The sequence below is a fragment of the Dolichospermum sp. UHCC 0406 genome, assembly GCF_009712025.1.
GTDB classification, from domain to species: Bacteria; Cyanobacteriota; Cyanobacteriia; order Cyanobacteriales; family Nostocaceae; genus Dolichospermum; species Dolichospermum lemmermannii.
This window is the reverse complement of record NZ_VILA01000010.1, coordinates 109,578-133,616: the sequence shown is the minus strand read 5'-3', so window position 1 is coordinate 133,616 and position 24,039 is coordinate 109,578. Positions and strand designations below refer to the sequence as shown.

The following is a 24,039-nucleotide window of genomic DNA, read 5'->3' as shown; positions in this document are numbered from 1 at the left end:
TGGGCATTTAGCATTACTACTGTCAACTTAAGCTACAAATGGCTTATTTGTTGGGTTCAACACCCACCCTGAAATAAATTTCATTGCTCATAGCTAAAGTTTACTAAAGTAAACTGGGGATTTTTTAGGATTTTTAGTCATCTTTAGATGACTTTTGCTATGAGACTGGGAATATGGCTTACGCCACGCTACGCTATCATTCCCAGACGGGCTATGGGTTTTAGATTAAGTTGACACTCGTGAGCATTGCTAAACCCTGACAGTGCGTATAATATGGGAGGTAAGATAAATCTGCTACCTGCTAAGATTATGAGCCTGTGCATCAATCCTAACTGCCCAAAGTCGCAAAATCCCGACAATATCCTATTTTGTGAAGCTTGTGGCTCAGAATTGCTATTAGAAGGTCGCTATCGAGTGATTCGTCAATTAGGGGAAGGTGGCTTTGGTAAGACTTTTGAGGTTAGCCAAAATAACACCCTCAAAGTGTTAAAAGTATTGACCTTAGATGACCCGAAAGCAGTATCCCTTTTTCAGCAAGAAGCACGAGTATTAAGTCAGTTAAATCATCCAGGAATACCGAAAGCAGAAGTATATTTTACATTTATACCCAGAAATAGCCAATCACCTTTGCATTGTTTAGTGATGGAAAAAATTGAGGGGTTGGATTTGTCCCAATATATGGAACAAAGAGATAATCGCCCCATTGATGAGAAATTAGCAATTTTATGGTTAACTCAACTAGCAAATATTTTAAATGAGGTACATAAACAAAACTTTTTTCATCGAGATATTAAGCCATCAAATATTATGCTTAAAGCAGATGGACATTTGGCATTAATTGATTTTGGTACAGCAAGAGAAGTCACAAAAACTTATTACCAAAAAGCAGCGGGACAAAATATAACGGGTATTATTTCCCCAGGTTATACACCTTTGGAACAAGCAAATGGTAAGGCTGTACCACAATCAGATTTTTTTGCTCTTGGTCGAACATTTATTTATTTGTTAACTGGTAAATCTCCTGATGAATTTTCTGAAGATTCTCAAACAGGTAAGTTAATATGGCGAGATAGTGCTTCACAAGTATCTAAGCCATTAGCGGGTTTGATTGATTATCTAAGCGAACCTTTTTCGGGAAAACGTCCACAAAATACAGAAATGATTTTGCGGTGTATATCTGATATTAATAATTTATCATATTTATCTTCTACCTCAGCTTCAACAGTACCATCTACGTTAGTAAAACCACCTCAACAGCATACACAACATAAAACAGTTTCCAGTTCTCAACAGCAATCATCAAAGAATCAAACAAATGAATCATCTCAGCAAATTTATCAAGGTATTGGAGCATTAATTGGTGGAGTAATATTAATATTTTTTAGATTTGGTTGGAAAGATATTAGTAAGATTTTTCGACCTCAAGCTAGTCAACCAGTTGCAATTTCACAACCAACTGAAATACAGAAGAAAAATAATCCGAAGAAAATAAATTCTCAACCTCCGGTTTCAAAACCAACTAAAATACAGAAGAAAAATAATCCGAATAAAATAAATTCTCGACCTACGAATCAAGCACCTCATGTTTCTAATAAAAACACATATCCACAAATTCCCTATGGTTGGAAAAAGTTTCAGGGTGGAGGTGCATCATTATGGTTGCCTCCAAATTGGCAAACTGGTGATATAAATGAAAAGTTATATAAATTTATGAATAACGCAGGAAGTCATAATCCACAACTGGAACAGTTTGCTCAATTAGTCCAACAAAATCCATCAAACTTTCCTATTTGGGCTTTTGAGCCTAATGATCCTGACTTACAATCCTTTAATACTGTCATGGTTGGCTATGAAAAATTACCACATCAAGTGAACCTAGAACTTTATATGAGAGAAACGGCGGGAAACTCGACTATATTAGATATGGAGACATACTCAGTTAAAGGACATCAAGTAGGACGAATGATTTTATTAGGTGTAAATAGCAAACAACTATATTATGTAATTAGGGATAATGACACAGTTTGGATAGTATTGTTTTCCTGTAAAAAAGAACAATTTGGACAAAATTTTTCTATTTTTCAAACAAGTATTAACACATTTGTATTTTAATATAACTTTTTAATTAAAATCTACTCAAATACAGACAAAAATCTTTATTTTAGTTAGGTAGCTTGGATGAGAAGATCCAAGAGTAAATGACAATAAACATCCGCTTTCTACCATTTTTTCAAGCTTTACCCGCCAATATTAGCGATCGCACAACAAAATAATTCTAAGTCAATTTATACATAATCTATTTTATACATTATTTGCAATTTAAAATAGCAATCATTAATTCAATATGCAGAATTTAACCTCCAGAGTTGGTTAGCAATGGTATCATTCGAGTATTACAAAAAGTAAAGGGCAATTTTACTATGACCAAAGCACCTGTTGCTCCTGTGGTGCTAGTCATTCTAGATGGATGGGGCTACTGTGAGGAAACGCGAGGAAACGCAATTACCGCTGCCAAAACTCCGATTATGGACAGTTTATGGGCAGTCTATCCCCACACCCTCATTCGCACATCAGGAAAAGCCGTAGGGTTGCCAGAAGGACAAATGGGCAACTCGGAAGTTGGTCATTTGAACATTGGGGCTGGTCGAGTCGTACCCCAAGAACTGGTACGGATCTCAGATGCTGTAGAAGACGGTTCTTTAGCCGCAAACCCAGCCCTTGTCAAAATTTGCCAGGAAGTCCGTGCTGCTAATGGCAAGTTACATCTAGTGGGGCTTTGTTCTGATGGCGGGGTGCATTCCCATATTACCCATCTATTTGGACTACTTGACTTAGCGAAGGAACAGCAACTTTCACAAGTTTGTATCCACGCCATTACTGATGGTCGTGACACTAAACCGACAGATGCTATCAACGTCATTCAGCAGTTGGAAGACTATATAGATCAGGTTGGCATCGGTGAAATCACTACTATCAGTGGTCGCTATTATGCAATGGATCGTGATAACCGTTGGGATCGAGTCCAACGTGCCTACGATGTGATAACAACAGATAGTGCGGGCAATGGACTCACGGCTGTAGAGACATTGCAAGCAGCTTACGCTGAAGGTGTGACTGACGAGTTTGTTCTTCCCGTCCGTCTGCAACCAGGCGCGGTAGAATCTGGTGATGGGGTTATATTTTTCAATTTCCGCCCTGACCGGGCTAGAGAACTAACTCAAGCCTTTGTCAGCAACACTTTTAACGGTTTTGCAAGACAGCCAATTCAGCCGCTTTCCTTTGTAACTTTTACCCAGTATGATCCAGAATTACCTGTTTCTGTGGCTTTTGCGCCGCAAAATCTGAGTAATATTCTCGGTGAAGTTATCGCTAATCGTGGTTTAAAACAGTTTAGAACTGCGGAAACTGAAAAATATGCCCACGTTACCTACTTCTTTAACGGGGGACTGGAAGAACCCTGTGAGGGAGAAGACCGGGAATTAGTCAGTAGTCCCATGGTGGCAACTTATGATCAAGCCCCGGCGATGTCAGCACAAGCTGTGACAGATGTGGCGATCGCTGCCATGAGAAAGGGCATTTACTCCCTAGTCGTGATGAACTATGCTAACCCAGATATGGTAGGGCATACGGGGCAAATCCCAGCTACTGTGACAGCGATTGAAGCAGTAGATAAATGTTTAGGTCGTCTGATTGATGCTATTGGTAAAGCAGGTGGTACAGCAATTATTACTGCTGATCATGGCAATGCTGAGTATATGCTAGATGAAGGCGGTCATCCGTGGACAGCGCATACTACTAACCCAGTTCCGTTAATTTTGGTAGAAGGTGAAAAAGCCAAAATACCCGGATATGGAACAAATGTGGAATTAAGAAATGACGGCAAATTAGCCGATATTGCCCCAACTATTCTGGATATTTTACAGATATCCCAACCACAAGAAATGACAGGGCGATCATTACTTAAAGCCGCAGAATATGATTTACAACTAACTCGTACTCCTGTACAAATAGGTTTGTAAAATCGTAAAATGGTAGGGGTAAAGCAAGAGCTTCATTGATGTCAACTTAACGCAAAATCTTGATCCCGCAAGGAACTCAAGTTCCTTGCTAATAGCGAAAGTCATCTAAAAGATGACTAAATACTAGGAAAATTTATTAGTCCGTTTTAACGGACTTGAGCTATGAGACAGGGAATTTATTCCCTGACGGGTGTGGAAGCCAAACAAATAAGCCACTTGTACTGAGCTTGCGATGCCCTGAGCCTGTCGAAGGGTCGAAGTATCTGTAACCTAAGTTGACACCAATGAGCATTGCTAAACCCTTACGAGATTGATAACTTCTTATAACCAACATTTCTAAATATGGCAATTACTAACATCATCCAAGGCATTTGGGCATTTTCCGCTCTCGGTTTGATTATCCTCGTTTTGTTACATAGTCCTAAAGGTGACGGTATTGGCGCTATTGGTGGACAAGCACAATTATTTACCAGTACCAAAAGTGCCGAAAATACTTTAAATCGAGTTACTTGGGCATTAGTTGTAGTTTTTCTGGGTTTAACTGTGGTTTTAAGTGCTAATTGGTTGCCTAAATAATTGAAACTGAAAATGGGAAAAATTACCCAAAATCAAAACTTTTGGCGAAGATTAAAAGCAGTTCTGACTTTAGCAATAAGTACAGGACTGCTAGTTATTTTGAGTAACTTTCAAGTAAATGCTGGTGTGAGGGAACAGGAAAGAAACTCCCAATTTATCCAAAAAACTCATCCTTTACCAGCGACTCTGGCACAATGGCAAGATAAAACAAATAGTGGTGATTATTTTGATCAAATCAAATCTACGAAAGTTGGTTATTTGATTTGGTCAAGTTTTCCGGTAAAGGTGAAGATAGAAACACCAACAGATATTAATGAAAAGCAGTCACAAATATGGGTTAATAGTGTTTTCCAAGCTGTTCAAGAATGGAATATCTATTTACCTTTACAGGTAGTGGAAAAATCGGCTATTGCTGATATTACAATCTCCCGAAAAGCACCGCCTTTGCAACGTGAACCTAATGGTAAAATATTGCGGGCGCGTTCGGCTTTAACTAGTTATGATTTATATACTGAAAATAATATTTTATCTCACCGGTTTACAATTCTGTTGAGTCCTAGTCAAACTGGTGATTATGTCTTATCAGCAGCCCGTCATGAACTTGGCCATGCTTTGGGAATTTGGGGTCATAGTCTTCTGCAAACTGATATTATGTATTTTTCTCAAGTTCGCAAACCGCCGTTTATTTCGATTAGAGATGTGAATACTTTAAAACGGGTTTATGAACAGTCTACAAGTTTGGGGCAGAATTAAACTTAGCTCACGCAGAGACGCAGAGGCGCAAAGGTAAGACCAGTTGTGCTTATGCGATAAAGATAGTTCTTCCTCGTCGTTTCTATGATAACAAATTTTCTGGTCGGTGTCAATAGCTTTCACTCTATTATTGCGAGGCTGTGAAAATAACAAATAAATTTGATTTTCGACAGCCTCATGATTTAATTAAACTCGACGCAGATTCATGAGCTCTTGAGGAGAAGCAAGCATATCAATCGCTACGAAGAAGATTTGTCCTTCGGGATTGATTAAAAACCGCCAAGAAATATTCATACCAACTGTGACACCAAACCAAGGAGTTTGCACTACTCCTGTGATTTTCAGTTGCTTAGAACCGTCTGGTTGAACTTCGCAGATACCTTGTTGTGGCATCATGTTAAGTCCTTGTGCTTCTTCGCGCATATATTTAGCGATCGCTTCCCGGCCAACAATGGGCTTTTGGAATGGTGGTTGTAGCGCACCGTCAGTAGTGAATAGCGCAATAGCAGTATCAAATTTATCTGCATTCATGGCTTCAATGTAGCCTAAGACAGCGGGTTCTGTAATGCCGTCAATTTTCACTGAAGATATAACAGGGGTTGTGCGTTGGAAAGCTGGTTCTGCACCTGCTTTAGGATAACTACTAGGACCAAGGTCAGAAGTATCAAACCCCATATCTACTACAGTATTCCGCAATACGGTGATTTGCTGACCTTGATCAAGTTTTTGTGTGGCTTCTAATACAAATTTTACACCAGGAGACATTTGATAACCAACGGGGACAGGAGTGATGATTCCCTGTTTCATCAATTCTCCTAACTCGAACCAGAAAGCGAGTTTGGTATTAACGCTAAAGAAACCATAGGAACGGCTAATAGGAGTATCAGCACGGCTGGCTAAATCCCGCATGACTTTTGTTTGCTCTTCACGAGACATTTGCTTAATTTGGGTCAGCAAACTTTCAGCTAGTTGCAAGCGTGCTACTCCAGGTGCGGCAGGAGTAATGGTTTTACCCATTTCGGTGTAAGCATACCAAAGATATGCTAATTGATCATCAACGTTAAGTTGATCGAACAATGCTATAGTTGCGGGAATAGGACTAGGAAGTTGAGTATTAGAAAAAATAGTTTGAGCGGACTGGATAGTTAAAGCCACAGTCGGAATCTCCAAGATTATGTGTTAATTAGTCGCTGTGAAGACTTAAGCTAAAAATGTTTATGATGAACTTATGTCTTATGTAAAATAATGTAATAAAAATCTTAATTTTTGTAAAGAATAGAAATTGCGAATTGACAAAATGGATTAAATATGGTATGTTGGCGTTGAAAATTGTCGTCATAGCACTAGGCAAGAGGCAATACTTCGACTTCGCTCAGTAACCAGAGGCAAGAGTAAAGAAGTTTTCAGCGATTTTACATTTCTTTACACAGTTTGGTTTTATTGTGTTCACCTACTTATTCAATTCTGAATAAATAGACAATAAAAATCTTCCTCATCCAGAAATAGAGAGAAAGATTTATTGGTTATAGCTGTTGAAAATACGCTAAATACCCCAACTCAGTGTTAAAGGACGTTGTGCAAGAACTTGGCTATAAAGCTCTTCTAATTGGGTGATGTTATCATTCAGGGTATAGCGTTCTAATACTCGCTTTCTGGCTTTTTCTCCCAACAATGTGGTTAACTCTGGATGATCTTGAAATAGTGGTAAGAGGGTTTTTAACTGCGATCGCACACTGCTTGTATTAATTGCCACACCCGCACCCTTTTCTAAAACTTCTCCATCTGCACCAACATCAGTAGCCAAACAAGCTAAACCACAGGACATTGCCTCTAATAGAGACAAGGATAAACCCTCTACCAAAGAAGGTAAAATAAATACATCAGAACCCCGTAAAATTTCGATGCGGCGATCTTCATCAGCGATGAAACCTAACCAGATGATGCCATATTCTCGTCCATAAAATGATTCTAGAGAAGGCTTTAATGGACCATCTCCCACAATCAATAATTTGGTATTAACGCCCATATGTGATTGTTTCCAAGCACGTAAGAGAGATTCAACGTTTTTCTCTTGAGCGATTCTCCCTTGATAAACAAACAAACGTTCAGCGCCAAATTCAGCTTTCACATGAGAAACACCGGGAGAATACTTAACAGGATCTACACCATTAGGTATAACAGCAATCTTTTTTTCCCTCACACCCATACCTGATAACAATTCCCGCTGAATTTGGGAAAAGATAATTACCCGATCATAATGATCCAAAAAAGGAGCGTAAAGTTGATAAGCTAAAAGTTGGGTACTCGATAATAATTTTGCCCCCTTACCTGCAAATGGAGTGTGGAAAGTGGCAATTAGGGGCAAATTTAATTCTTCGCAAATTTCTGGTAGAACAAAGTCCAAAGTTGATAAAGTCAGAGAAGCGTGAACTATATCCGGCTTAATTTCCCGCAAAGAATCTTTCAAAACCTTAGTTGCTTTGAAAGAGGGAATTGTATAAACCTGGGACTTGTAAATAAATGGCAAAGGAACTTCCTGAAAATTAGGCCAATTGTCAGTTGTCGCTTCTTCTTGGGCAAAGTGCAGAAAACTAACTTCGTGTCCCCTGTCTAGGAGTCCGTTGGTAATTTCTCGACTGTAGGTGACGTTACCGCAAAAGGGTGTTTTTTTTCCAATCCAAGCTATACGCATTCTTAGGTTATCTATAAAAAAAGCGAGGGTAAAATATACTGTTTTTATTATGAAGTTGTTATAGCTGAATTTTTGATATTCACAAAAACTCAGATATCTCTAACTTTTAAACCTAAATAATCTTGGTAATTAAAAAGTCAATAAATGGCTTTATTGATGATGCTCATAATTTATAAATCTTTTAACTTGATTACAAATTAATATGCTGATTATTTAGTTGATTCCCAGCAAGTATTTTGCATCTTGCTGGATTAAGTTTAGCACAAAACCCAACAGTTTGATGCAGTTTTTGGCTATTTGCCATTTGAGGATTCACCAGAATTATACCAGGTAAACAGACCGCCAATTAAGACAATGGCAGCTAAGGTAAAAAATACTGCTTTTAAGCCGATAAAAGTTTCCGCTACACCAGCTAAAGCCAGAGGTAGAGAAAGGGCAATATTAATCACATTATTTTGCAGACCAAATACCTTACCTCGCATATCTGGGGGTGTTTCGGTTTGGATTGCAGTTTGCATGGGGATACCCACCAAAGCCCCAAATACTCCCACTAGGGCAATGAAGAGCAGCACAGGCAAGAGTTGGGTTGTAAACAATGATAAACCAATTAAAGATCCTGCCATACCTAGACAACCCCAAAAACTCAGTTGTTTATAGGAAAAGCGTTGTCCAAATTGTCCGAGAATTGTCGCCCCAAGCGCCACACCCACACCAGCAGATGCTAATAAAAAGCCGAATTGAGAGGCTTTCATATTCGGAATAATTTCTGCCATGCGAACTGCAAGCACAGTCAGGGCTGCAAAGACAGAAAATAAGATAATTAGTTGTAATAAAGCATTGCGGATACGATGATTTTCTTGGAGATAACGTAACCCGTCGCGCAAATCCGAGAAAACATGGGGAAATTCTGTTTCAGGAGGATGGGGTTTTTCGTTAGTTTGGAGTAAGAATAATATTAACCCAGCGATCGCATAACTGCCACCCACCAGAATTTCCTTACCCAATCCCCCACTACCACCTAATTGCGTCCACAGTCCATCTGCTAAGGCCAAAACTGGTTCTCCTACGGCAAAACCGACAATTACCGAAGCCATCATTGTCGTAGTGTAGAGAGAATTAGCCGAAAGCAAATCCTGTTCTTTCACTATTAAAGGAATAGCCGATTGTTCTGCCGGTGCGAAAAATTGTGTTAAGGTAGAAACCAAAAAAGTCACACCTAAAATAATCAAAAAACCCACGGGTAAAACTCCCACAGGCTGCCAATCATGGGTTAACCATAACAGCGAAGGAATGAGCAATACCAGAATCCCGCGCCAAATATTTGATGCTACCAAAACAACTTTTTTTGACCAACGATCTACAAAAACTCCAGCTACAGAACCAAATAATACGGCGGGAATAGTAAACGCCATCATTAAAGCGGAAACCCAACCACTAATACTTTGATCACTAGCTTGAAACTGACTATTAATCAAAGCAATCATTAATACTAAATAAACCTTATCAGCTAATTGACAGAAAACTTGACCTGCCCAAAGAGCGAGAAAATTCGGATTTTTCAATACAGGTAAAAAACCCACCTGTTGATTATTTTCCGAATCTGCACCTCCCGAACCAGCATCTATTAATGGTAGTGTTTCCGGTGTTAATTCCGTTGTAGTTGGGACATTTTCTGAAACACCATTAATTTTGCCATTTATCTGCGGAATTTCTGATGGTTTGAGGATATCAGTCAAGGGAATTTCTGATGTGCAATTCCCATTTTCAGAAACATCCTTGAGTGACATTTCTGGACTATGAATATGACTAACTTTAGGGGAAGAAGCAACATTATGATCTGATGCTTTATGCTTTTTTTTAGCGTCGCTAGGTGAGTGAGTTCGGCCTTTTTTATCTAAATCAGACGATTGCATCATGGTTGGTGGCAAAATAGGAGTCAATCAAAGTGGCAGAGCGAATAGGTTGTCCTAAATGATACTGGACATACTGGCGCAAAATTTGCTCAACAGCTAACCATCCAGAATCTGAAGCTGCATCTATTTGTATTATCTCTGTTTCCGACAGATATTGAAGCATAACCAGTTGTTTCCCATTCAAGCGACGAGAAATAATTGGTAACTCCTGCTGATGAAAAACTGTTTCATAGCTAGGGTTAGAGGCACAGGATTGGGGATTGGGAACACTTTTCTGTGTTGTTTCCTGCATTTCCCTATTTTCCCGGTTTTCCTGCTCTATTTCTGTTCGCAGGCTTTTCCAAGCATCTAAACAAATTATCCCACCAGAAGGAATACTAAATCCCACTTGCCAATGGGGATTTGTCCAGTCTGGAGTTAAAAGCCGTTGGGTTAAGCAACAGGATTCTACTTGTGGTGTCAGTCCTGCTAAGGCTAAAAGCTGAAATACACCTTGGACTAAATGGGCAACTACACATTTTATTTCAGTTTTGGGTATATCATTTAGGCGTTGAAGATGTTCATTAAATAACTCATAAAGTTCTGTTTGGGGTAGTTCGCTTAACGCTTGACACAAAACTATTTCCGCTAAATATTGACTAGCAGCTAATTTACCTAAATCTTTAGATAAACCGGGATAAGTTTTTATAGTTTCAGCTTGAGTAATTCTATCGAGATTTCTACCTTGGGAAATTAGTAATTCATTGACGATAAACATCCCCATTCTCCCACCCAAGCTGGAGTTTTGTTTCCGCGCTCCCGTAGCAACTGCCCGAATTAGCCCAAATTCTTGAGTTAAAATTGTGACTATTTTATCTGACTCACCCAGTGGTTGCGCTTTGAGATTAATACCAGTTGCTTTGTAGGTTTTACTCATTTTTAATCATTAGTTAGTTGTCAGTGGCAAAATAAATTACAACTGACAATGAGCAACTGACTACTCACTCTTTTCTTTTTCTGGGTTATGGCGTTGACGAAGTAAATCCACACCGCGAGATGTGCCTAATCTAGTCGCACCAGCCATAATTAAATCTAAGGCATCGTTGTGAGTGCGAATGCCTCCTGATGCTTTGATGCCTACCCTATCTTTTGCTATTTCTTTCAAAAGCTTAACATCTGCTACAGTTGCGCCACCATTCCAACCTGTACTGGTTTTTAAGAATGCAGCACCAGCATCCATAGCTAGTTCCGCAGCTATTTGTTTCTCTGTATCCGTGAGGAGGCTAGTTTCTAAAATTACCTTGACAGGTTGTCCGGCTTCTTCGCAAATTGTGGCAATTTCCCAGTGAACTTCCTCGGTTTTCCCGGCTTTTAGCCAGCCTATGTTAATAACTACGTCCAACTCAGTAGCGCCATTGTCTACGGCTTCTTTGGCTTCATATAACTTCACGGCTGAAGTATTTGCACCATTGGGAAAACCAATGACTGTACAAACTTGAGGATTTTTTTTATACAGTAGTTCTGCTACTTGCTTGACATAACAGGGATTCACACATACCGCTGCAAAGTTATATCTATATGCCTCGTCGCACCATTGACTAATCTGCTCTGGGGTAGCAATTGGTAATAGCAGAGAGTGGTCAATAAATGGCGCAATATCAATGTTGGGATAGTCTGCTGCCATCGTTTTTGCTTTTGGTGTAGAGTTTATTAAACTTGATGAAAATTAAAGTATTTCTTATATATTAAACCACAATACCCCCAGATCCCCGACTTCTTTGAGAAGTCGGGGATCTTAATTTTGCGAACCAGTGTTTAAAAAGTCAAGAATAGTTTGCGCTAATGCCTTTGCTGCTAAGTATGGAACTCCATTTCCAACGGTTTTAAACATATTCGTAAGTGACATATTTTCTGGAAATGAAAAATCTTCAGGTAAGGATTGAATTGCTAAAGCTTCGGCTACAGAAATACGTCTAATTTTGTAAGGATGTAAATGGACTTCATTATTACCATAACAAGCTGTGGGAGAATAACGCCACCGGTGCAGACGTTTAAAAGATTTTTTAGAATCATCTCCTTCTTCAATAGTAGCAAATTTAATTTTACCTGCTCGTGGTTGAAAATGATGTTTAGCATTGGGATGGTTGAGAACATCATTTTTTCTAAACCAATATTCAACAGTGAGTTGTTGAGGCATATTTTCAGGACAAGGAATTATGGAATCTTCTTGAAATGGTTCAGACTTATTCCAAGGATAAGCAAATACTTGATATTGAGGATATAAAATATGTTTTTCCCAAGGAAAGATAAATTCATCTTTGATTTTTATGTCTTTGAGAAAATTATCTTTAAGGCCTATTAAAATAATTCTCTCTCTATCTTGGGGTACACCATATTCAATAGAGTTAATTAACCGTTCTGTTAGAATATAGCCTGCTTGTTGTAATTTGATTTTTAGTTCTTCAAAAAATAAACGGTGTTTTGTGGTTCTCCATAAACCTTTGACATTTTCAAATAAAAAGAAATCTGGTAAGTTTTGACAAATTAATTCAATATAAGCAGATGATAGTTTACCATTATCGCCTAAATGTCCTTTGTTTTTGCCACCAACCGAAAAATCAGGACAGGGTGGACCACCAATAAAGCCTATTATATTATTTGATTTACGGGAATCTTTGACTAATTCATTTAATCGTTGTGCTGGTGTTCCTGTTATTAATTTACTTACGTCTGCGGCTTCTCCTTCATGATATCCATATTCAGGTTCGGGGAGGTTGAGTTTTTCCCGTGAATAGCGATATGCGGACATGAATGGGGGGAAGATTTCGTTGATATAAGTGATGTTATAGCCGCTAGTTTCAAAGCCTAAATCGAGGAATCCTGAGCCGGAGAAGAAGGAGAAAATAGTGGGATGATTGATCACTGACATAATATACTATTTAAGGAAAATTTTATTTAATTATTGCTAGTATAACTTATATTAGTTATTCGTTAATATCATTTTTGTGAAAAAAATAAATTTATGTTTGTTATATTCTAAAATTATTCTGCCAGGGAATTAATTCCCTGTCTAATAGCTAAAGTCTACTAAAGTAGACTAAAGATTTATTTTCAGTCCACTTGAGTGGACTTTGGCTGTTAGCCTGCGATTTTAATCGTAGGCGGTTTAGTTACGTAGTGAAAAATTTGAATCTTGCCATTAATCAATATATTCTATATTGTGTAATCATCTGAATCATAACCAAAATGTATAAACTACAAAGAATATTCAGCGGATTTATATTATTATCGGTACAAGTAGTATCTGGGATAATTAATTCAATTCTTGATATTAAATACTTTTACCAAAAACGTGTAGCACTGGCAAAATATCAGGAAATTCTCAATTGGGTGAAAACTCAAAATCTCCCCTTAGATACTAGCGAAGTCTTGAAATTACCTAATCATCTCGTAAATATCAGTCATGATGGGTTAGTTCAAGTCCTGCATACATCAGATGATACCTACTGCGTGGCAATCATGATTAAATATACCCCAGGTGCGACACAAAGAGTTGAAGGTATATTTACCTGTGATTTTCCCTTAACTCCCAGATATTTGACGAAAATTCCTGATATTTGTCACCGTATCAATATTTTAGGAGAATACCAAAAGCCATATAAAGTAGCTTGGGCATTTACAAATCTTGAAGTTGACAAGCAATATAATGATTGTTTATTTGCAGTTCATTGTCATTTGAACTAATTAGCTTATAATCAGAAGCATATATTTTTTACTCTGACTAAATTTATATCTAAAAATATACCAATCACTAGATGCTTTATACTTAGGTAGACTTCACTATAATTTAAAGCATATTTTTAGGGAATGGTGAACTATAATCTGATGTGCAGTTAAATAAATTAAAAATATATTGTCTAGAATATTTAACTAGAATCAGATAAAACAATACCTGATGGATGAAAATTATCTAATCACTAAAAATTCAATTTACTACTAATTTAGGCATGATTGTTGAGTATTAACTGGCTATAACTTGAGTTGAATAGAGTGCAAACTACATGAGTCAAGGTTTTTTACAAATTGCTTTAACGCTGTGTATTGTCGTATTCATTACGCCCATACTAGGAAAATACATAGCCCGCGTTTTCTTGGGAGAAAGGACAATCCTAGATCCTGTTATGAAGCCAATAGAGGCAATAATTTATATTTTAGGGGGTGTGGGTAAAAAAAATGATATGACGGGTTGGCAGTATATCCGCGCCTTACTATGTAGCAATTTAGTAATGGGTGTGATAGTTTATGCCCTTCTCTATTATCAGAAATTTCTGCCCTGGAATCCCAATGAACTGGGACGAATGAGATGGGATTTATTACTACATACCACAATTTCCTTCCTGACCAATACCGACCAACAACATTACGCCACAGAAAATACCTTTAGTTATTTTAGCCAAACCTCGGCTTTAGGTTTTTTGATGTTTACGTCTGCGGCTAGTGGTTTAGTAGTGGGAATTGCCTTTATCCGAGGATTAACAGGGAGAAAACTGGGGAATTTTTATGTAGATTTTACCCAGGCTATCACTAGGATATTATTACCTTTATCTATTGTGGGGGCGATCGCTCTAATTATCTGCGGTGTACCCCAAACCTTAGCCAAAACCCTAGTAGTAGAAACCTTAGAAGGCAGAATTCAGTATATAGCTAGAGGTCCAGTAGCATCCTGGGAAATGATCAAAATGCTAGGGGAAAATGGTGGTGGATTTTTTGCAGCTAACTCCGCGCACCCGTTTGAAAATCCCAATGGCGCTTCCAACTTAATCGAAATCATCGCCATGTTGGCCATTCCCACATCCTTAATTTACACCTACGGAATATTTGCCAACAACCTCAAACAAGCCTGGTTATTATATTGGATGGTGTTTATCATCTTTGTCGTTCTCATTGGCGTTACAGCCACAGGAGAATTACAAGGAAATCCTCTGATTAATAATGCTTTGAGATTAGAATTACCCAATCTAGAAGGCAAAGAAGTCCGATTTGACTGGGCGCAAACCGCATTATGGGCGATTACAACTACCGCCACCATGTGCGGTGCTGTCAACGGAATGCACGATTCCCTCATGCCTAATGGCACATTTTCCACCTTATTCAACCTATTTTTACAAATAATTTGGGGAGGACAGGGAATAGGAACCGCTTATCTCTTCATTTATCTGATTCTGACCGTCTTTATCACTGGGTTAATGGTAGGGCGCACACCGGAAATTTTTGGCCGCAAAATTGAAAAACGAGAAATTGTCCTGGCTAGTGTAGTGTTGTTAATTCACCCGATGATGGTTTTAATTCCCAGTGCTGTAGCTTTAGCTTATCCTATATCTTTGTCAGGAATTAGTAACCCAGGTTTTCATGGTATTTCCCAAGTAGTTTATGAATACGCCTCAGCCGCAGCTAATAATGGTTCTGGCTTAGAGGGATTAAATGACGGGACGTTATGGTGGAATTTAAGTACAACTGTCAGTATTTTTGCAGGACGTTATCTACCAATTATTGCCCTGCTCCTTTTAGCTGATAGTATGTCTGAAAAACAAGTAGTCTGTGAAAGCCGGGGAACTTTGAAAACTGATTCTTTGCTATTCACTGGGATTACCGCAGGTGTCACCCTAATTTTAGGAATCCTGACATTTTTCCCAGTTTTAGCTTTAGGACCAATCGCCGAAGGTTTTAAACTCGCTGCTGGTAGTTAGCAGTAGGAGAGGAGGAGAGGAATTTTCTTCTTCTTTCTTTATCCTGACTCCTGACTCCTGACTCCTGACTCCTGCTATATCAATTATCAATATATGAACTCAAACGGAAATAACTCTAATTCTAAAACACCCCGTCCTCGTTATCGCCGTAAGAAACTTAGGAAAACGCGAGTAACTAACAAAGGACTGTATTTTCGGGCAATAGGCGATGCTTTTAGGAAACTGTATCCCCAATATGCCATTAAAAATCCGGTAATGTTTTTGGTATGGATAGGAACAATTATTACTCTCTTCCTAACCATTTATCCCGAATTATTTGGACCAACAAATCAAAAAAATCCCTATCTGTTTAATGGGCTGTTAACAGGAATTTTATTTTTCACAGTTCTATTTAGCAACTTTGCTGAAGCCGTAGCGGAGGGACGAGGTAAAGCCCAAGCTGACACTTTACGTTCCACCCAGTCAGCCACCAGCGCCAAAACTATCAGCGTTAACGGCACAATTACAGAAGTTCCCTCTGGCAGTTTGAAACAGGGCGATACTATATACGTCGTTTCCGGTGATATTATTCCCGCAGACGGTGAAGTAATCATGGGTGTCGCGTCTGTGGATGAATCAGCGATTACAGGCGAATCTGCCCCAGTTCTCAAAGAATTTGGTTCAGATGTTGCTAGTTCAGTTACAGGTGGTACACGCATCCTTTCCGATGAGTTGATTATTCGCGTCACGGCTGAACCAGGTAAAGGCTTTATTGACCGGATGATTGCCTTAGTGGAAGGAGCAGAACGCACTAAAACACCCAATGAAATTGCTTTAACAGTATTATTAGCGGTTCTGAGTTTAGTATTTTTATTCGTAGTAGCAACCCTGCCCGCCTTTGCCTACTATGTGAATAGTCCTGTTAGTGTGCCGGTTCTCATTGCTCTCTTGGTAGCACTTATACCCACAACTATCGGCGGTTTGCTGAGTACCATCGGCATTGCCGGCATGGATAGAGTGGCACAATTTAACGTCATTGCCACTTCTGGCAGGGCAATAGAAGCCTGTGGAGACATCAATACTCTCGTTCTTGACAAAACCGGGACAATCACCCTTGGCAATCGTTTAGCAGAAGAGTTTATTCCTATCAATGGCCACTCAATCACAGAAATTGCGAATGTGGCTTTGGCAGCTAGTATCTTTGACGATACTCCCGAAGGTAAATCTATTGTCCGACTGGCAGAAAAGTTAGGTGCAAATTTTGATTTAGACCGCAAACGAGCACAGGGGGTAGAATTTTCGGCAAAAACCCGCATGAGTGGCACTAATTTACCTGGTGGTAGGGAAGTGCGGAAGGGCGCAGTAGGAGCAATTAAAGGCTTTGTCCTCTCTCGTCATGGACAGGATACCCCGGAATTAGATGTTGCTTATGAACAAGTTTCTCATCAAGGCGGTACACCTTTAGCCGTATGTCTCGATCATGAAATTTACGGTGTTATCTATCTCAAGGATATTGTGAAACCTGGTATCCGCGAACGATTTGACCAACTCCGACGCATGGGAGTCAGGACAATCATGCTCACGGGAGATAACCGAATTACTGCTTCTGTGATTGCTAAGGAAGCTGGAGTAGATGAATTTATTGCTGAAGCGACACCAGAAGATAAAATCAGTGTGATTCAACGGGAACAGGCTGAGGGTAAAATTGTAGCGATGACGGGGGATGGAACTAATGATGCTCCAGCTTTAGCACAGGCTAATGTAGGTGTGGCGATGAATACGGGAACGCAAGCAGCTAAGGAAGCCGCTAATATGGTGGATTTAGATTCTGATCCCACCAAATTAATTGATATTGTGAGTATTGGTAAGCAATTGTTAATTACTCGTGGGGCATTGACAACGTTTTCTATTGCTAATGATATTGCTAAATATTTTGCGATTATTCCGGTACTTTTCACTGCTGCTAATTTAGAAAGCTTGAATATTATGAAGTTGAGTAGCGTTAATTCGGCTATTCTTTCGGCATTGATTTACAATGCTTTAATTATTCCGGCTTTGATTCCTCTAGCATTAAAAGGTATTCAGTTTCGACCTTTGACTGCTAATCAACTTCTGCAACGGAATATTTTGATTTATGGCTTAGGTGGGGTAATTGCTCCATTTATTGCGATTAAATTCATAGATATGATGATTACGTTTGTGGGTTTAGCGTAAACAATTAAATCAATAGGTAATTTTGGTAATTCTTGCCTTTTGCCTTTTGCCTTGCTATAACGACAATTTTTAACGCCAACCTACTTAAATGTTGTTTTACATAAAGGGAACGGTAGAGTCATAATTCACAAATTAAAATAAAATTCAAGATTAAATTATGTCTATTATTCGAGAAATTATCAAAGCAGTGAGAATAACTTTAGTAATGTGGTTATTAACCGCAATTATATATCCTCTTTTTGTGTTGTTAGTAGGTCAGTCAATTTTCCCAGTTTCAGCTAATGGTAGCATGATGTTAAATGTCAGAGATCAACCTATTGGTTCAAGTTTGATTAGTCAAGGATTTACATCAGACCGTTATTTTCATGGTCGTCCGAGTGCTGTTAAATATAGCCAAGGTAGAAAAGCTCAACCGACTGGTATCTCTGGAGGCAGTAATCTTGCTCCGACCAATCCAGCACTCAAGGAACGCATTCTCAAGCAAGCAGAAGAATTTCAGAATGAGAATAAACAACCTGTGGCCGATTTGATTTATACATCAGGTTCTGGTTTAGATCCCCATATTTCTTTGAAAGCAGCACGACAACAGATAGAAAGGGTAGCACAAGCGCGGGGGATTAGGGAGGATGACATCATTCCGTTAATTAGTAAGTATATTGATGGGAGATTTTTAGGCGTTTTTGGGGAACCAGGGGTAAATATTTTACGCTTAAATTATGCTCTGGATTTGCAAGATATGAATCGTCAGCAAAATTAGTTAGTTATACTTTATAAGGTCATAACTTGCGTTTTTAGATCCATATACCCTTTTTGTTTTGACATGGGTAATGGGATCAATTACACTACGATCGCAAATCCATAAGAGTATTTGAGTCAATGCAACGGACTCGCGTAATTGGTTTAATGAGTGGTACGTCTGTAGATGGGATAGATACCGCTTTAGTCGAAATTTCTGGCAGAGAGTTGGATCTGAAGGTGAAATTACTCGCAGGGGAAACATATCCCTACCCCCCGCAACTCAGAGAACATATTTTAGAGCTTGGGGCTGGTACTGCTGTATCCATAGCCGAATTAGCAGCAATAGATGATGCCATCGCTCGGAATTTTGCTGAAGCTGCTCAACATATTCAAATTGGTCATCAAGGAGCTACCTTGATTGGTTCTCATGGTCAAACTGTTTATCATCGTCCACCCCAGGGATTAGGAGAACTAGGTTATAGTTGCCAACTAGGTCGGGGGGCGTTGATAGCCCATCTCACTGGTATTAATACTATAAGTAATTTCCGAACGGCAGATATAGCTGCTTATGGTCATGGTGCGCCCCTTGTTCCGAAAATAGATGCCTATTTACTCAGTCATCCCCAGGAAGAGCGTTGTATCCAAAATATTGGTGGTATTGGTAATGTCACTTGTCTCCCCGCCCGTAGTGATGATTGGTTGTCGCAAATTCGCGGTTGGGATACAGGCCCAGGTAATAGCCTATTGGATTTAGCTGTGCAACATTTTACAAATGGGGCTAAAAGCTATGATGAAAATGGTGATTGGGCTGCTAGTGGTACACCCTGTTACCCCTTAGTAGAACAATGGCTCAGTCACGAATATTTCCATTTACCACCGCCTAAATCGACTGGACGGGAGTTGTTTGGTGTCACTTACTTGTATGATTGTTTAGAGAATGCCCAAGCCTACCAACTCAATTCCGCAGACTTTTTAGCAACCATTACAGAATTGACAGCAGCTTCTATTGTTTATAGTTATGACACTTTTCTCTCCAGAAGACCACATCGGGTATTATTATGTGGTGGTGGTAGTCGCAATATTTACTTAAAAAATCGGCTAGAGTTACTGTTAGGGAATGTTCCAGTTTCAACTACAGACGAGTTTGGCTTAAGTGCGGCTTTTAAAGAAGCGATCGCCTTTGCCGTTTTAGCATACTGGCGGAACATCGGTATTCCTGGTAATTTACCCGCCGTTACAGGAGCATCTCAAGAGATGCTTTTAGGGGAAATTCACGGTAAATATAGCTAATTAACCCTAAATTTGCCACACTTCCTCTTAAAATAAGTAGGTTAGCATTGAAAATCGTCGTTATGGCACTAGGCAAGAGGCAAGAGGCAAGAGGCAAGAGTGGGGAAGTTAGAAGGAAGTTAGAAGAAAACCAACATCCCCAGCTTTTTTCCTATTGAGAAATGAGTCCCGGAGACAGAGTTAATAGTAAATAACTCTATGCCATATTCGCACCTGAGTCTAGACCCCAGCTATGTTTAAGCATTTCTTGATAAGTTGCTTCACGCACAACCATCTGCTCATAAAGCTTGACTAAAAAATCTTGAGCTTGTTCGTGGCTCATGTGTTGGACTTGTGTGGCAAAGGAGCGAATGCTAAATTGCTGTTCCAAAGATAGTTCAGTTCCTTGATTCATAAAACCTCGCGGTAAGTGGGAAACTCAGCGTCTTTAGACCTGAGAGGGAAGCGACACTATGGCTTACGCCACGCTTCGCTATCGACAAGCTCAGTGACCGCAGGAGCGGTTAAAACCGCTGTGGATGTTAAAATTGAAACCAGATTTTTGATTGGAATCTGGAAACCAACTCCCATTTCTGGGGTAATGTTAGCCTTGACCTGTTATAAGAGCTTGTTAGGCTGAAAGCACTGTTCCAGTGACCTTAGAACTGTTTAACTTACAGCGACAGAGCGGGAAACTGGCTACGCATTTCGAGGTGTCGTGACTCAAATAACGGCTACCCTTAGACTCCCTTCGACTTCGCTCAGGGCAAGCCGCTTAGGGTGGTCTGGTCAGTACAGCTTGCAAGAAATTGCAAGCTCAGTCCCTTTAGGGCTGGGTTACTGACAATCAACTCCAAAACAAACAACGTGTAAAATCGAAATTGATCACAGAATTGAAAACTTGGAAGTTAGCGGTTAAAAGTAAAATCGGCTTTTGCTGATTACTTAAATTCTTTACTTCCTTTGATTGCAATCTGCTTAATTACGTCAAATTCCTAATAAGCAATTCCTGGGCTAGATTTTGCCTGACATTTATTTCTCTATATTAAGAAAGATAACAAGTGTTTGACAATTTGCCCATCTTTTTGAATTTATTTTTTCTGAGGTATGAATTGGTAATGAATCTACTGGTATAGGAATCAACTCCACTGAAAGCGGGTTTGTCCAAATTGGAATAGTTTAATTTTGGTGAAGATTCTTTAAGTAGCAGTAGTTATGGAATGAGAAATCGAGAGGAAGACCAGTTTGATACTTGGTTTTTATCTAGATTCTCTGATTGATTAACCCTTTATTTGCTGTTTATTTAAGACACACTACAAAGTAGGATATGTCAATTGTGGAAATTATAGAAATTTAAGCTCCTGTGGTAATTTCTGGAGATTAAAAATATTTTTATCAAATTGTTAATATAAAAAATGCTCAATTTGAACAAATCGTTAAGTATATTTACTTTTTTTAGGGAACAGGGAACAGGGAACAGGGAACAGGAAACAGGGAACAGGGAACAGGGAACAGGAAACAGGGAACAGGGAACAGGGAACAGGGAAGCAGGGAGCAGGAAACAGGGAACAGGGAACAGGGAACAGGGAGCAGGGGAGAAATTCCATTCTCTATTCTTCAATTTCTTTCTCCTGAACTCCTGAACTCCTGACTCCTGACTCCTGACTCCTGACTCCTATTAGGTTTCTACAGACACAAGGACGACGGTAATATTATCGTGTCCACCTTGTTCTTTGGCGGCTTCAACTAGGTCATGAGCAGCTTTTTCTAAAGAAGGTGTGTCCCTGATGTATCCAAGGATTTGTGGATTTATAAGTTCTTCTGTAAGTCCATCACTACAGAGCAGTAAGCGATCGCCATTTTCCAGAGTTAGTTGCTGAATATCAATGTGGTTGAGGTCTTCCCTACCTAAACAACTGGATAAAACATGACGATAGGGATGAACCCTAGCTTCATCAAGAGTAATATCACCGATTTTCATGGCTTTGGCAATCCATGTATGGTCTTCTGTAATTTGTTCTAATTGTGATTCTCGCAGACGGTAGAGACGGGAATCACCAACATGACCGCATACAGGTAATTCATCTGGACGGATAACTACTACTACGGCTGTAGTTCCCATATCAGCACGTTCAGGATGATTGTGCTGATCTTGAACTATGGCTTTATTTGCAGTGGATAAAGCTTGTTCTAGGAGTTTTGAGGAAGATTCGGGGGATTGCCAATTTTGCTCTAGATATGCACAAATTTCGGCAGTAGCGATGCGACTAGCCTCTTCTCCTCCTGCATGACCACCCATACCGTCAGCAACTATAAAGAATCGCCCTGTGGGATCAATATAGTACGAATCTTGATTATAAGCACGAATAAGCCCCGGATCTGTACAACCGGTAGATTCAAGTTTCATAGATTTTTCGTGAACAATTAATTAATACATCCGATCATAACGGTCGAGGCGTAAAAGCAACCGAATCAGCATGAATGAAACTGATGCGGCAATTAAACCAATAAAGCTTGCTAACCAGACATAATGGCTAACTAGGAGAATTGTGCCGGCAATTGTAAAACCACTGATAATAAGAGCATAACTTATTGCCAGTTGTATATTACTCTGTCGCCGGATCAGGCGTTCAGTTTCGACGGAGCGAACTCGCAGCCGGATATCACCACGTTCTATTTTATCTAGGGTATCTTCTAATCTTCGTGGTAATCCTAAAGCAGTGCTACTGACTTGGACTGCTTGACGACTTAATTCATTCAAGAAACTATTCCCCTCAGAACTACTGTTATCTGTCATAAGCTGCATTGCATAAGGCTGGGCAACTTCCATAAAGTTAAATTCTGGATCTAGACCTTTACCAACGCCTTCGAGGGTAGAAAAGGCACGCATGACGAAGGTAAAAGTGGCTGGAAATCTAAATGGTTGATCATAAGCGAGTTCATACAAGTCTTCACTGATGGCTGCCACTGATTGATTTTCAAAGGGCTTATCCATGAAGTGATCCAGCATAAACTGGACTGAACGACGGACTGGTCCCATGTCATCAACTGGGGCAAGCGCTCCTAAATCAACTAGAGATTTTACCACCCGATCGCCGTCTTTTTGGGCGATACCAAATAACGTTTCCATTAATCCTTCGCGGACATTGGATTTAATTGTTCCCATCATCCCGAAGTCGTAGAAAATCAAAGCCCCGTCGGGACTAACTGCCAGATTACCGGGGTGGGGGTCAGCGTGGAAGAAACCATTGTTGAGAAGTTGATGAAGATAGGCTTGTGCGCCATAGCGAGCGATCGCTTTTCTATCTACACCCGCAGCATCTAAAGCATCATACTGACTAACTTTAATCCCCGGCACATACTCCAAAGTAATTACTCTAGAAGTAGCATAACGCCAATAAACCCTCGGTACTTTCACCCAATCATAAGGGCGGAAATTCCGGCGGAAAGTATCGGCATTGCGTCCTTCATTCAGATAATCAATTTCTTCCCAGAGAATGCGACAACATTCTTCATATATACCCATCCAATCTCTGCCGCGTCCCCATTTGGGATGATTTTGAAAATAGCGAGCAATACCTTTAAGAATGCCTAAATCAATTTCAAACAGCTTTTTGAGTCCTGGACGTTGGACTTTGACAACTACGGACTCACCAGTATACAAGGTGGCCTTGTGGACTTGACCCAAACTAGCAGCAGCGAGGGGAACAGGTTCAAAATCTTGGAAAAGTGTGGGAACAGTCTTACCTAATTCCTGCTCAATAATTCCTTCTACCTGTTCATAACTAAATGCTGGGACTCTATCTTGTAACTTAGATAACTCCTCCACATATTCAGCAGAGAAAATATCCGCACGAGTCGAAAACAATTGTCCAATCTTAATAAAAGTCGGACCCAAATCTAAAAACGTGGTTCTAATCCAGATTGCTTGGGCTTTACGTCTAGCTGCTTGCTTAGATTCTGTTACACCACCGGAGTAACTCCAATCTTTGTTATAGCGCCAAATTTTGAACATCAAGGTCAAGACAAAAGACCAAATATCCACAAAGCGGCGTTTGCTAGAGTATTCTTCCCGATTCCAACGGTATGCTTTGTCTGAGTAACCTTGTTCCATATTTTTCTTATACCGTCGGGTTGTTGCGGAGGCAGGGAGTAAGGGA

The 24,039-nt window shown here is 39.6% G+C and carries 18 protein-coding genes; 9 read left to right on the top strand and 9 right to left on the bottom strand.

What is annotated here, in order from left to right:
• The first annotated feature begins 309 nt into the window (after positions 1–309).
• The 4 genes from FJR09_RS09355 (at position 310) to FJR09_RS09340 (ending at position 5,348) form a co-directional block, all read left to right on the top strand.
• A complete protein-coding gene (locus FJR09_RS09355) occupies positions 310–2,112 on the top strand; it encodes a serine/threonine-protein kinase (RefSeq protein ID WP_168653861.1) in 1,803 nt (600 codons plus the stop codon).
• Positions 2,113–2,420: 308 nt separating this feature from the next.
• Positions 2,421–4,019 (top strand): 2,3-bisphosphoglycerate-independent phosphoglycerate mutase, encoded by a 1,599-nt coding sequence (gpmI, locus tag FJR09_RS09350; RefSeq protein WP_015079246.1) that lies wholly within the window; start codon positions 2,421–2,423, stop codon positions 4,017–4,019.
• A gap of 342 nt (positions 4,020–4,361) precedes the next feature.
• Complete coding sequence (gene secG / locus FJR09_RS09345) at positions 4,362–4,595, top strand: preprotein translocase subunit SecG (RefSeq protein ID WP_015079245.1); 234 nt, start codon at positions 4,362–4,364, stop codon at positions 4,593–4,595.
• Positions 4,596–4,607: 12 nt separating this feature from the next.
• Positions 4,608–5,348: a peptidase gene (locus tag FJR09_RS09340; protein WP_168653860.1), complete on the top strand. Its 741-nt coding sequence runs from the start codon at positions 4,608–4,610 to the stop codon at positions 5,346–5,348.
• A 186-nt stretch (positions 5,349–5,534) separates the two neighbouring features.
• Here FJR09_RS09340 and FJR09_RS09335 read toward each other — a convergent pair whose 3' ends face one another.
• From FJR09_RS09335 to FJR09_RS09310, 6 genes are all read right to left on the bottom strand, one after another.
• Positions 5,535–6,503 carry an orange carotenoid protein N-terminal domain-containing protein gene (locus FJR09_RS09335; protein ID WP_015079241.1) on the bottom strand — a complete coding sequence of 323 codons (969 nt, stop codon included), beginning with the start codon at positions 6,501–6,503 and terminating at the stop codon, positions 5,535–5,537.
• 388 nt (positions 6,504–6,891) lie between these two features.
• Positions 6,892–8,040: a glycosyltransferase family 4 protein gene (locus FJR09_RS09330; protein WP_015079240.1), complete on the bottom strand. Its 1,149-nt coding sequence runs from the start codon at positions 8,038–8,040 to the stop codon at positions 6,892–6,894.
• A 293-nt stretch (positions 8,041–8,333) separates the two neighbouring features.
• On the bottom strand, positions 8,334–9,953 hold the full coding sequence (locus tag FJR09_RS09325) for an MFS transporter (protein ID WP_371416447.1): 1,620 nt from the start codon (positions 9,951–9,953) through the stop codon (positions 8,334–8,336).
• Complete coding sequence (gene recO, locus FJR09_RS09320; protein WP_015079238.1) at positions 9,940–10,869, bottom strand: DNA repair protein RecO; 930 nt, start codon at positions 10,867–10,869, stop codon at positions 9,940–9,942. Before recO ends, FJR09_RS09325 begins: the two co-directional genes overlap by 14 nt.
• 60 nt (positions 10,870–10,929) lie before the next feature.
• Positions 10,930–11,616 carry a deoxyribose-phosphate aldolase gene (deoC, locus tag FJR09_RS09315; protein WP_015079237.1) on the bottom strand — a complete coding sequence of 229 codons (687 nt, stop codon included), beginning with the start codon at positions 11,614–11,616 and terminating at the stop codon, positions 10,930–10,932.
• 111 nt (positions 11,617–11,727) lie between these two features.
• Positions 11,728–12,861, bottom strand: a complete 1,134-nt coding sequence (locus FJR09_RS09310) for a DNA cytosine methyltransferase (protein WP_168653858.1) — start codon at positions 12,859–12,861, stop codon at positions 11,728–11,730.
• 317 nt (positions 12,862–13,178) lie between these two features.
• Here FJR09_RS09310 and FJR09_RS09305 point away from each other — a divergent pair, with 317 nt between their 5' ends.
• The 5 genes from FJR09_RS09305 (at position 13,179) to FJR09_RS09285 (ending at position 19,900) form a co-directional block, all read left to right on the top strand.
• Positions 13,179–13,676, top strand: a complete 498-nt coding sequence (locus FJR09_RS09305; RefSeq protein WP_015079235.1) for a hypothetical protein — start codon at positions 13,179–13,181, stop codon at positions 13,674–13,676.
• A gap of 317 nt (positions 13,677–13,993) precedes the next feature.
• On the top strand, positions 13,994–15,679 hold the full coding sequence (gene kdpA / locus FJR09_RS09300) for a potassium-transporting ATPase subunit KdpA (protein ID WP_015079234.1): 1,686 nt from the start codon (positions 13,994–13,996) through the stop codon (positions 15,677–15,679).
• A gap of 93 nt (positions 15,680–15,772) precedes the next feature.
• A complete protein-coding gene (gene kdpB / locus FJR09_RS09295; protein ID WP_015079233.1) occupies positions 15,773–17,872 on the top strand; it encodes a potassium-transporting ATPase subunit KdpB in 2,100 nt (699 codons plus the stop codon).
• A 157-nt stretch (positions 17,873–18,029) separates the two neighbouring features.
• Positions 18,030–18,629 (top strand): K(+)-transporting ATPase subunit C, encoded by a 600-nt coding sequence (gene kdpC / locus FJR09_RS09290; RefSeq protein WP_015079232.1) that lies wholly within the window; start codon positions 18,030–18,032, stop codon positions 18,627–18,629.
• 119 nt (positions 18,630–18,748) lie between these two features.
• Positions 18,749–19,900: an anhydro-N-acetylmuramic acid kinase gene (locus FJR09_RS09285; protein ID WP_015079231.1), complete on the top strand. Its 1,152-nt coding sequence runs from the start codon at positions 18,749–18,751 to the stop codon at positions 19,898–19,900.
• A gap of 196 nt (positions 19,901–20,096) precedes the next feature.
• Here FJR09_RS09285 and FJR09_RS09280 read toward each other — a convergent pair whose 3' ends face one another.
• From FJR09_RS09280 to FJR09_RS09265, 3 genes are all read right to left on the bottom strand, one after another.
• A complete protein-coding gene (locus FJR09_RS09280; RefSeq protein WP_015079229.1) occupies positions 20,097–20,294 on the bottom strand; it encodes an NblA/ycf18 family protein in 198 nt (65 codons plus the stop codon).
• A gap of 1,263 nt (positions 20,295–21,557) precedes the next feature.
• The gene (locus FJR09_RS09270; RefSeq protein ID WP_168653857.1) at positions 21,558–22,286 is read right to left on the bottom strand and encodes a Stp1/IreP family PP2C-type Ser/Thr phosphatase; all 729 of its coding nucleotides are present in this window, start codon (positions 22,284–22,286) and stop codon (positions 21,558–21,560) included.
• A 21-nt stretch (positions 22,287–22,307) separates the two neighbouring features.
• Positions 22,308–23,993 carry an AarF/ABC1/UbiB kinase family protein gene (locus FJR09_RS09265; RefSeq protein ID WP_015079227.1) on the bottom strand — a complete coding sequence of 562 codons (1,686 nt, stop codon included), beginning with the start codon at positions 23,991–23,993 and terminating at the stop codon, positions 22,308–22,310.
• Positions 23,994–24,039: the final 46 nt, after the last annotated feature.

Coding starts and splice junctions, on each gene's coding strand:
- kdpB (WP_015079233.1), top strand. CDS start 15,773: ATGAACTCAAACGGAAATAACTCTAATTCTAAAACACCCCGTCCTCGT.
- FJR09_RS09330 (WP_015079240.1), bottom strand. CDS start 8,040: ATGCGTATAGCTTGGATTGGAAAAAAAACACCCTTTTGCGGTAACGTC.
- kdpA (WP_015079234.1), top strand. CDS start 13,994: ATGAGTCAAGGTTTTTTACAAATTGCTTTAACGCTGTGTATTGTCGTA.
- FJR09_RS09305 (WP_015079235.1), top strand. CDS start 13,179: ATGTATAAACTACAAAGAATATTCAGCGGATTTATATTATTATCGGTA.
- FJR09_RS09355 (WP_168653861.1), top strand. CDS start 310: ATGAGCCTGTGCATCAATCCTAACTGCCCAAAGTCGCAAAATCCCGAC.
- FJR09_RS09270 (WP_168653857.1), bottom strand. CDS start 22,286: ATGAAACTTGAATCTACCGGTTGTACAGATCCGGGGCTTATTCGTGCT.
- FJR09_RS09325 (WP_371416447.1), bottom strand. CDS start 9,953: ATGCAATCGTCTGATTTAGATAAAAAAGGCCGAACTCACTCACCTAGC.
- FJR09_RS09285 (WP_015079231.1), top strand. CDS start 18,749: ATGCAACGGACTCGCGTAATTGGTTTAATGAGTGGTACGTCTGTAGAT.
- secG (WP_015079245.1), top strand. CDS start 4,362: ATGGCAATTACTAACATCATCCAAGGCATTTGGGCATTTTCCGCTCTC.
- deoC (WP_015079237.1), bottom strand. CDS start 11,616: ATGGCAGCAGACTATCCCAACATTGATATTGCGCCATTTATTGACCAC.
- FJR09_RS09310 (WP_168653858.1), bottom strand. CDS start 12,861: ATGTCAGTGATCAATCATCCCACTATTTTCTCCTTCTTCTCCGGCTCA.
- recO (WP_015079238.1), bottom strand. CDS start 10,869: ATGAGTAAAACCTACAAAGCAACTGGTATTAATCTCAAAGCGCAACCA.
- FJR09_RS09280 (WP_015079229.1), bottom strand. CDS start 20,294: ATGAATCAAGGAACTGAACTATCTTTGGAACAGCAATTTAGCATTCGC.
- kdpC (WP_015079232.1), top strand. CDS start 18,030: ATGTCTATTATTCGAGAAATTATCAAAGCAGTGAGAATAACTTTAGTA.
- FJR09_RS09340 (WP_168653860.1), top strand. CDS start 4,608: ATGGGAAAAATTACCCAAAATCAAAACTTTTGGCGAAGATTAAAAGCA.
- gpmI (WP_015079246.1), top strand. CDS start 2,421: ATGACCAAAGCACCTGTTGCTCCTGTGGTGCTAGTCATTCTAGATGGA.
- FJR09_RS09265 (WP_015079227.1), bottom strand. CDS start 23,993: ATGGAACAAGGTTACTCAGACAAAGCATACCGTTGGAATCGGGAAGAA.